This window comes from Bacillus haikouensis, from assembly GCF_013179555.1.
In the GTDB taxonomy this organism is placed as follows: Bacteria; Bacillota; Bacilli; order Bacillales; family Bacillaceae_B; genus Rossellomorea; species Rossellomorea haikouensis_A.
Genome location: NZ_JABMCR010000173.1, coordinates 1 through 9,464, shown reverse-complemented (window position 1 = coordinate 9,464; position 9,464 = coordinate 1). Strand labels below are relative to the sequence as shown.

Sequence of the window (9,464 nt, the reverse complement as noted above, 5' to 3'; positions counted from 1 at the left end):
TTTTATTTGATAAATGATAAAAATTCACTAATAAAATGATGATTAGTATGACAAGCAGGTTGATCAGTAAACCGTTGAATAATTCTGAATGACTCATCGGGAATGCCTCCGTTAGTTCAGGTCATAACAATTTTGAAAATTACTACAATGAATATCTATTACTATTATACCGGAGATTCCAAAGATTAGTAACGTGACTTTATCAAAAAAACCTGCTAGTTTCGCTGCTTTAAGGAGGTGAAGTACTTTCGGTTATTTTCTGCGGCCGGCAGCCATAGGGTGACTGAGGTGCCCCATCCAGCTTTACTTTTCACAACCATTTCTCCCCCATAGTCTTTAATGAGCTTGAAACAGATGGTGAGCCCGATTCCTGTCCCTTTTTCCTTATTTGTAAAGTAAGGTTCACCTATACGGGTAAGCCGTTCTTTCGTGATCCCTTTACCATTGTCTGTTATTGTGACACGAATCTGTTCGTCAACAGCATCCAGTATTATTTTAATCGCGCCTTTTTCTGAAAGTGCTTCAAGGCTGTTTTTAAGAATGTTGATCACCACTTGTTTGAAGTGAGATTTCGACATTGCAGCCCTGGCGGTTGATTGCAGTCTGCTGATGATCTTTATTTCTTTATTCTGTTCATGTGAGGCTCCTTGAAAAAGCTTGGAGACATTCATGACTTCCTGGTACACATCGGTGCTTAGCTCTTCCTGATCTCTTTCTGTTGATGCATTCGCCTCAGGCTTTGCCAGTAAGAGGAGTTCTTTCAGTACCTCATTGATGCGATCAATTTCTTCCAGGACAATTTTTTCATAGTCGCCAGTTGGGTTTTTTTCTTTTGATAGCTGCATGAAGCCTCTTACGGTCGTTAAAGGGTTGCGGATTTCATGGGCGATGCTCGCCGCAAGCTCTCCAATGACCTTTGACTTTTCAGAAGAAAGCTGCAGCAGTTCATTTTCTTTCTGATTGGTATAATCGATTCCATAAAAAAGAATATATTCTTCCTCGTTTTTATAAGCGAGAAACTTGAAACCGAACTGTATGTAATGAACCATCCCATCCAGCAAGGTGATTTTCTGGAGTCTGTCCGTTTGGAACTTCTCATCATTCCTTCCCTTTAAAAGGATGGAGAAATCCTGTCCGATCACGTTTTCTCTATTGATTGACAAGAGAGTGCACATTGACGTATTGATCTTGATGATTTGATTAGCTTTGTTTAAGACGACCAGGTAATTGGGATTGATGTTCATTACTTCTTCCATCAGTTCGCTTTGCTTCTCAAGATTTTGATTAGCCAGATTCAGCCTTTGTGACTGCATTTGGAAGAATCCAAGGAATAAAATGATTGCAACCAATATGGAATTGAAACTGGAGACGTACAAAGGAATCATTCCGAATCCGCTGATTACCCCATTGATGAATACGAAAACAGCACCAAGCGCAAGCTTCGTGAAGAATATCTTAAAAAAGGCATTCTTGAGCTTTGATGTAAGAACGAGGATAAACAAAGTATGGATGAATACAAAGACAATATTGATTATAAACGTTGAATTTAGTTCCCCGTACACAGGTATGAGATGGGAAGGAGAAAAGTGAGTCTCCGGAATAACAGAATATGAGACGATTCCGATTTCAGTAAAATTGATTACATAAACGATCAAACTGAATACACTAACAACAACAAGTCCTGCTTTGGTGAAAATTTTTCCGAAAGCTCCCAATTCCCTGTTGATCTTGACGATAAGGTAAGCAAAATAATACATAAGAGGCATGATCATAATCGGTCCAATCCTGAATAGACGGAATGCTCCATCAATGACTTCTTCCGACATGAAATCATTAGCATAAAGGAACGCGATATCAATCTGCCAAAAACATAAAAGCACTAAAAAAATCGACAAACCATTTGTTATTTCGTTTTTCGAATAATATAATAATGATCCGGATATAATGACTGGAATCAACGATATCGCAATTAATAGAATGAACTCCATCTATCTCTCTCCTCTTTTTACCATCATGCAGCTGTTGATTCCCCCATACCCCTGGGAAGTGATCAAAACACGTTCTACGTCCTCTCTTCTAGTTTCTTTCACAACCAAAAGTCCGTCGGTGGATTTCTGATCATATCCGATAACAGGTGGTATGAAATGATTCTCTATACTTATTAGGCTTGAAATGAGTTGAAACATCCCGGAAGCGCCCATTGCATGTCCGACCATTCCTTTAATAGATGTTATTGGAATCTTCTCACTTGCAAACTTCTCTTTATATATATCGGATTCCAGTCTGTCATTTTGACTGATTCCTAAGGCCTGACTATTTATGTATGTAGGCATTCCTTCCAATAAGCAATGGTCAACTGCTTCGCCCAGCTTTATGCCGGATGGATCCGATTTGTAAGGAGAGACTGCATCCTGATTGGTCATGGACAAGCCGATTTCACCACGGATTACAGCTCCACGCTTCTTGGCTACTTCTTTCCTTTCCATCACCAAAACTCCCGCACCCTCAGACATAGAGAAGCCTTTGCCGCCAGAGAAAGGGCCGCTTGAATTGGAGTCATTCACATGACTTAAAACGTGTAAGCTGGAAAATCTCTCGAAGACAACATCTTCCAAGGTAGAATCCGTTCCACCAGCCAAACAAATATCCAACTGACCGGAATCGATCAGCATCTTCGCAAGGTTGACCGCATCCAAAGCCGAAGTACAGCTGTTATTTAACGTATAAGATAGACCATTTATATGAAAAGCCGTGCATAAACTTGAAGCAAGGCTATAGGCATTCATGTTACCGATTACAAATGGATGCCTCTTCCCATTTGCTGAAGTATAAAGTATATCAGAAATCGTACCGCCAGAGGAACCGACAATCACGCCCACCCGCAAGCCATCCCGGAGAAGTCCAGACATGGAAACCGCTTCGCTGGCAGCATGAAGCAGCATCTTCGCTGTCTTCGGCAGCCTTTTTGAAAAAGATAGAAGGCCATCGACAGCAAGTTCATTTTCGGCCACTCTCCCTATATATAGCTGCCTTCCATGAATCTCTTCCTTTTTCAGTACGTTTCTCTTATGAAATAATACATCCTTAAATTGCCCCGTATCATTTATCCCCGGACCTATGATCCCGTAACCCGTTATGACAACATTCCCCATAGAACCCCTACTCCCTCGTCCTTAATCTACTCCTATTTTACTGCTTTTTCCGACAAAACTATATAGCTATTGTCCTGTCAAACACAAATGCTTCCAGAATCCCGTTTACTACTGAGTTGTCGAACTCCGGTATGGACTTTTGCATACTGGAACGTTTTATTCTATTAAACAACGGGAATATGATAGCTATATTACTACTATTTCTTCGGCTGGGAGGAACTTCAATGCTGGGAACAACAGGATTTTCTTTATTTCTCATTCTTCCTTTGATCTTGATTTTGATTCTTATTGGGATAACGATAAAGTTTTTCAAGTATAAATCGAAGAAGGATAGGGATTTTTGATTGGTGATATTTATTGTCACAGGACAGGTCACCCGGCTTAATGGCTGGGTGACCTGTCCTGTGTATATTTAAAAAATAATGTTCTTCATAAGGTTCGTGGTGGTTCATGTAAAGTATTAACAAGAATAATATAAATCAGTATATTCAAGGGCAGGATAATGAATAAAATCCTTACCATAAAGGAGGAGACCCCAAAGTACTCAGCAATCCCTCCACACACACCGGAGATTGACTTATCGGTTGAGGATTTCCTTATTTTTTTCTGCACATTTCCCCCCCCTAAAACCTATGAAATTTCATTCTACCTTCGATATACTGACTAAATGAGGCAAGTTCCTTTTTGGTGAAGTGAAAAGAACCTTTCTCACCACAGTAACCATCCATCACTTTCTGAACGGTACCTTTCATCTCACCAGGCAGTGCTGTAAGCCCCCATTCACCAGCTTCAAGCTTTGATACGATCATTCCGTCTTTCACATATAGAAATACCCTTATCATATTTAACACACAATAAATTGGATCTTCCTCTATGTTTTTTAAACACTCTATGTAATCTCCTTTAATAGAAGAAAGATAATCCTTTCCTGGAATAAGAGGAAACACATCAACTATTGGGCTTCCTTCAATACAAATTCCCCGATGGATAGTGATCATGATGTGTGCAGCCAAATCAGGATCGCAATGTATCCGTTCATTCAAATATACATTTGTATTTTTTGACAAATCATATTCGTACCGACATCTCCAAAACTCACTGTAATGAAACTCATATGATGCGGGGTGATTCCAATTTCCCAGATGTTCTTCTTTTAGAAAGCTGATTTCTATTGGATACGGATTGGCAGAATGATTCAAAAAGAACTTTGCCAGTTCCCTTTTTGTTTGTACACTTATGGATTCGTTTGTGACCACCAACACGTCAATGTCACTCCGACTCGGATTATACCCTCCCATGGCTAATGAGCCGTGAATATAAAAACCTTTAAAATCTTCTTTTATCAATTTTTTGATTCCGTTCAGTAAATTAAGGACAGCATTTTTCACTTTGTTTGGACAATCCGGCCAACTGTATGGCAATTTTGAAGCCTCCTTCTACACCTGCTGTAGCATCTTAATCCAGTGAAAGACATGCCTGCAAATTATAGATTCTCGATAGGAACTCCTGCTTCGATGTAACTTCTGATTAGTTTCCATTCGTTATCATCCGATTTTTTGAATGTGTCATAAAATAAGTTCGCTTTCTCCATGGTCTTTCCTGGAATGATGATGGTTGCTGACAGGGTGGCGAGCATTTCGTTTTCTCTAAGCGAGAGAATGGAGATTTCGTTTATTTCCCATTTGGCTCCGACTTCCAAAACAAAATCAAATCCTTGTTTCCAGCCATTTATTGATTCTTCATAACCAAAGTCGATTATTTCTTCTCCGGTAATTTCCCTGGCTTGATAATCATTCGCTATGAACTTTTCCATATTCGTTAGGGATGATTGTTTCCAAGCATCTATAAATCTGTTAAGAAACTGTCTAAATGTGTGGTCGTTCATCACTGCCTCCTAAATATCATTTCAATATTCTATCATTACATTTTCCTTGCCTTTATAATCATCGCAGCAGGGAACTTCTTCGCCTTATATAAAGAGTAATAGCGATCTGAGACTTCCGATTCCATAGATTTACAGGTTTCTGAGACATCACTCTCTATGACAGATTCAATCGTGAATCCCGCTTGAATCAATTCGTTGATATACGTGCTCATTTTTCGTTTAGGAATGACCACTGGTGCATCTTCACCTTTGAAGTTGGAGTATGTTGTCACTCCTTCCTCCTGGTAGGATCCGTCGAGACGGATTTCACCATTTTCACTTTTCATATGTGGGTACAATGGATGGTCCCAGCTGAAGATGAAATATCCTCCAGGCTTTAAGTAAGAATGAATCAGGCGATATGTAGAGGATAAATCAGTTGTCCATCCAATTGCGTAGATGGAATACACGGCGTCGAAATAAGACTTTGGCAGACCGATCTCCTCTTCCATAGGCGCGCAATACAGTTTGTGGTTAAATTCCTTCACCGTTTCTTTTGCCGTCCCGATTTGATTCTCGGACAAATCGACACCCCAAATCTCTCCTGCTCCCTTTTCTGCCATATAAAGTAAAGAATGGCCACTTCCGCAGCCTATTTCCAGTACTCTCTTATCTGTCAGATCTTCAAACAGGCCTAATTCGTCTTCCGTTTGGGTATACGGGCCGTAACTTGGCAATGCATCAATGCCATTAAAATGGTGTGCTACTTTATCCCAGCTTTTTTTGTTTTGAGTCAGGATCATTGAAGTCATTTTATCCCCTCCGGACTTTCATATTTTTATTACAAAATCAATTTGATTATTCATTACTAGCCTTTATCATGATTGCGGGAGGAGCTTCGTATGCTTGATCAAACCCTGACTGTTTATAAGTTTACTCCATGTGAGTGCAATCAATATCCTAATTTTACCACAAACTTAACCAAAAAAAGGACAGTCTTTCATAAAAAAGACTGACACTCTCTTCTCTCTATAAATCCTCAAGACACATGATCAATCGCTGCCCCGCCAATCTCTACTTCTCTTCCAAACAGGCGCGAGTAAACTCCCCTGCAATTAAGACTTTGCCAATTGTTCTATGTACGGTCCTATATACCTCCGATAAGATTCTATTAACCCCTTTGGCAGTTCATCGAGAGCAAAATACCGAACCTCAACAGATTCTTCTCCATCGATTTTGATCCTGCCTTTTACCTCCCTTGATACATATACAGCAGTTACTGAATATAGTTCATCGCCATTCGCTACTTTCAAATAAAATTCCGGACCCTAGAACACACCCACTAAATCCAATTTCCCGATTGTTAACCCTGTTTCTTCTTTTACCTCTCGCCTTGCCGTATCTTCCAGACTTTCACCTAACTCCATAAGCCCCCCGGGCAATCCCCACCCGCCATCAATTCGATGCTGCAGCAGCAACTCGTCTTTTTCATTTATCAGTAAGACCACTGAGCCTGTTAAGATTAATGGCCTGTGCCCCACTATTTTTCTTAGATTCATCACATAATCCATAATCATCCCTCCCTATTACTCCTCATCTCATATTCCTTATTTTACCACAATCAGTCACTACACTGTAGAAAACTCCATAAAACTGGTAGTTCTCTAACAATAAAAAAAGGTCTTTCCCCTTGATACATGCAAGCAAAAGACCAGTCCCACTCCGTCCCAAAGAGGAGTAAACACTTCATATAAAATTAAAATATACCATTTTCATTCTGTGAGTTCTCCGGTACCGGCTGACCCACATCCCACAGTTCAGCAATCCTGCTGTCTTCAAAGCGGAAAATATGGATGACAACCGCTCCAAGATCTTCAGCATTCTGCTTCACATGTGAGTGAACCGCAACGGTATCTCCCTCTTCAATTGCACGCTTCACTTCAAAAGTCTTGTCCGGGTTTTCGGCAGCATTCTCTTCCATTGCTGCTAAAAGTGACTCAGCACCTCCCCGAAAATAAGGATTGTGGTGGCAAAAGTCAGTACCAGCATAACTATTGAAGGCTTCCCGAACGCTCCCTGATGCAACTAGTCGAAGAAACGACACTGCCCTCTCTTTAATGGTCAGTGTCTGATCAATCTGTTGTTGTTCTTGCATTTCAACCATCCTTTCATTTCTATTTATATAGGATATAAAAGGTAGAGATATACGTAAATCACATGTCACTTAACCAATGCTGCTCGCAGGCTCACTCCGAACTCCATATAGCCTTTTAAACAAGTCAGCATGTATACCCAACCTTCTTTGTTGTCCAATAATAGATCAATCAGGTGTTCATCATCCCTATCAAATCCTTCTTCAATCACTTCTACGATAGTGCCGCCATTGTCTGCAGGAAAAAAGTTGATTGTGACCGGCCGGCTGCCTGCCCATTCAAATACAACCTTTTCATTCTCATGTATTTCTTTGATGTAGATATCTCCCTGTGCATTATATTCATCATATCTTAGTGTGATCGTCTTACCCTCACCCCATCTTTCAGAACTCGCCGAAAACCAAAAATTCCCGATTTTTTCCGGATCAACAAAAGCTTCATATATTTCATTTGCAGATTTTTGTATGTTGATTTTAGTTCGATTGTTCATTCCTATCAGCTCACTTTCTTGATTATTGGCGTCACCCTTTCTCAAAAAAATTGCAGGGTACGCTTATTGCTAATAGCACGGAAAAAGTATGTATCATTACTTATTTCTTCAACAAGCATATACTATCCTTCTAGAAATAGAAGAATTCCCAGAGAGAAGTTTATTTTCCAGAAATTTTTTTATTTGGCTGCCCCCCGCCATTCTGAATATACAAATCTTGTTGCGGGGGGACAGGTTCATCTTTTATCATTGAGAATATCTACACGCCCACTGCCTGGAAAGGCAACAAAAGGACTCTCATTCAAGAATAATAATAGAAAATGAATGAAAAAGAAGAAGCAAATCAATATTCATGACTAACTAATTGTTATAAAGAAGGGTTTTGACCTCATTTATTTTATTTCTTATTCAGCAGTTTTCTTCCCCGGCATGTAACTCAGCTGGACATTTTTTATCCAATTCCTGAATTTCATTATCGAAAATTGATGATTTACTATCGAAAAAGCCGATTCTATTATCGAACCGATTGACATTACTATTTTCTATTTCAATAAAATGGGGTTTTTGTCAATTCTACCTTATTATTACTCTCTATAAACGGTTATTCTCAAAACTTTCGATTTGTCACTTCTGCATAAACATCAATTGGCAGCCCCTCATAACTATGTCTTCAATTTTTCCTGCAGCATATTGGTTATAAAATTTTTAATAAAAAATTATTTAATAAAATTACTTACTTTCCAAACTAACTTCAAACATATTAATTATTTCAATAAATCTTTCAGCTTCTCTAAAAGTGTGATCTGCTAAAAGGGGATGTATATTACTTTTTATACGGCATGCTTCAATTAAATCCCTTGCTGTCTTCTTGAAGTCCCTTAAGGAGGCAACCGAAACTTTGTTCTGGTCTAAGAACTGACTTAAAATAGGTTTAGTTTCCGATTGTGGTCGCATTGAACTTAAATCAACCGCCTGAAACACCAGTTGATCGAAATCATGGCTAAATTCCCTTGCTTGTTCCACCAGCTTTCTTTCCGATGGATCTAAAAGATGTCCGATAAACTTTGCGTGGTCTGCCATTATCTTTAAAAAGAATACATTTTCCTGAATTACGGTGTCGGGTTCCGGCGCAAGTTTCCCTTCATTCAGTTCTTTTAACCGATTGGCAAAATATGCAGCCTCTCTGCTAATATGATCAACTAATAATGGGAAATTATTGGTTCTTATTTCACAATTCAGAGTTAAGCCTAATACCTTCCGTTTATAACTCCATATTGCGGCTGCAGCTTGATAAACCTCTGAATTAAACGCTTGAACTTGCTGCAAATCTGAGTTTACTGAAAATCCAGCCAGTTTTTCTTCGATTCTATCAAAAAGTGAGATAAACCGCCGGGCTTCTTCTATCAATTGTGACTGTTCATAAGTAAAACCCAAACTCAAAAATAAAGCATGCTCTTTCATAATCCTGGACCAAAAAGCTATTTCGTCCAACGACCGTTCCACTATCGGATTAGCCACACTATCCCTCCTTAATTTTCAGCTCCTTTCAAATATATGTAATGATTTATTGTCCTTATTCATTCATATTCAAGTAAACATTTATCTAACTTCTAAATTATAAATAAACTGCTCTCCCATTTCCCCAACTTTTCTTCTTCCTGTATCCTCAAACCCAACTTTTTTATATAGTTTCTGGGCAGGAATATTCTTATGATTTACAGCCAGAACAATTTCGTCACTTTCAGGGAATTCCTGATGTACAAACGCCGGCAATAGACGCATCCCTGTTTCGCATACCCCTTTCC

General features: G+C 39.2%; 11 protein-coding genes and 1 pseudogene. All 12 read right to left on the bottom strand.

Annotation, left to right across the window (positions count from 1 at the left end; translation table 11 throughout):
- Positions 1 to 215: 215 nt before the first annotated feature.
- Positions 216 to 1,988, bottom strand: a complete 1,773-nt coding sequence (locus HP456_RS15730; protein ID WP_172252782.1) for an ATP-binding protein — start codon at positions 1,986 to 1,988, stop codon at positions 216 to 218.
- Positions 1,989 to 3,152, bottom strand: a complete 1,164-nt coding sequence (locus HP456_RS15725) for a beta-ketoacyl-[acyl-carrier-protein] synthase family protein (protein ID WP_172252780.1) — start codon at positions 3,150 to 3,152, stop codon at positions 1,989 to 1,991.
- Positions 3,153 to 3,581: 429 nt separating this feature from the next.
- A complete protein-coding gene (locus HP456_RS15720) occupies positions 3,582 to 3,764 on the bottom strand; it encodes a PspC domain-containing protein (RefSeq protein WP_172252778.1) in 183 nt (60 codons plus the stop codon).
- A gap of 11 nt (positions 3,765 to 3,775) precedes the next feature.
- Positions 3,776 to 4,573 (bottom strand): aminoglycoside adenylyltransferase domain-containing protein, encoded by a 798-nt coding sequence (locus HP456_RS15715; protein WP_172252776.1) that lies wholly within the window; start codon positions 4,571 to 4,573, stop codon positions 3,776 to 3,778.
- 62 nt (positions 4,574 to 4,635) lie between these two features.
- On the bottom strand, positions 4,636 to 5,037 hold the full coding sequence (locus tag HP456_RS15710; protein ID WP_172252774.1) for a Cif family virulence factor: 402 nt from the start codon (positions 5,035 to 5,037) through the stop codon (positions 4,636 to 4,638).
- Positions 5,038 to 5,072: 35 nt separating this feature from the next.
- Positions 5,073 to 5,828, bottom strand: coding sequence for a class I SAM-dependent methyltransferase (locus HP456_RS15705; protein ID WP_172252772.1), 756 nt, complete (start codon positions 5,826 to 5,828; stop codon positions 5,073 to 5,075).
- 303 nt (positions 5,829 to 6,131) lie between these two features.
- Entirely contained in the window at positions 6,132 to 6,329 is a 198-nt protein-coding gene (locus tag HP456_RS25525) for an NUDIX hydrolase (protein ID WP_312857777.1), read from the bottom strand.
- 15 nt (positions 6,330 to 6,344) lie between these two features.
- Entirely contained in the window at positions 6,345 to 6,587 is a 243-nt protein-coding gene (locus HP456_RS25520; protein WP_312857776.1) for an NUDIX domain-containing protein, read from the bottom strand.
- A 185-nt stretch (positions 6,588 to 6,772) separates the two neighbouring features.
- On the bottom strand, positions 6,773 to 7,171 hold the full coding sequence (locus HP456_RS15695; protein ID WP_172252770.1) for a nuclear transport factor 2 family protein: 399 nt from the start codon (positions 7,169 to 7,171) through the stop codon (positions 6,773 to 6,775).
- 65 nt (positions 7,172 to 7,236) lie between these two features.
- Positions 7,237 to 7,659: an SRPBCC domain-containing protein gene (locus HP456_RS15690; protein ID WP_172252768.1), complete on the bottom strand. Its 423-nt coding sequence runs from the start codon at positions 7,657 to 7,659 to the stop codon at positions 7,237 to 7,239.
- Between the two features lie 729 nt (positions 7,660 to 8,388).
- Positions 8,389 to 9,177: a DUF2935 domain-containing protein gene (locus tag HP456_RS15685; RefSeq protein ID WP_172252766.1), complete on the bottom strand. Its 789-nt coding sequence runs from the start codon at positions 9,175 to 9,177 to the stop codon at positions 8,389 to 8,391.
- A gap of 81 nt (positions 9,178 to 9,258) precedes the next feature.
- A pseudogene (locus tag HP456_RS15680) lies at positions 9,259 to 9,464 on the bottom strand (GNAT family N-acetyltransferase); the annotation flags it as partial.

Excerpts from the sequence above, each read along its gene's own strand:
- HP456_RS15705 (WP_172252772.1), bottom strand. The coding sequence starts at position 5,828 with ATGACTTCAATGATCCTGACTCAAAACAAAAAAAGCTGGGATAAAGTA.
- HP456_RS25520 (WP_312857776.1), bottom strand. The coding sequence starts at position 6,587 with ATGGATTATGTGATGAATCTAAGAAAAATAGTGGGGCACAGGCCATTA.
- HP456_RS15730 (WP_172252782.1), bottom strand. The coding sequence starts at position 1,988 with ATGGAGTTCATTCTATTAATTGCGATATCGTTGATTCCAGTCATTATA.
- HP456_RS15710 (WP_172252774.1), bottom strand. The coding sequence starts at position 5,037 with ATGAACGACCACACATTTAGACAGTTTCTTAACAGATTTATAGATGCT.
- HP456_RS15695 (WP_172252770.1), bottom strand. The coding sequence starts at position 7,171 with ATGCAAGAACAACAACAGATTGATCAGACACTGACCATTAAAGAGAGG.
- HP456_RS15725 (WP_172252780.1), bottom strand. The coding sequence starts at position 3,152 with ATGGGGAATGTTGTCATAACGGGTTACGGGATCATAGGTCCGGGGATA.
- HP456_RS15690 (WP_172252768.1), bottom strand. The coding sequence starts at position 7,659 with ATGAACAATCGAACTAAAATCAACATACAAAAATCTGCAAATGAAATA.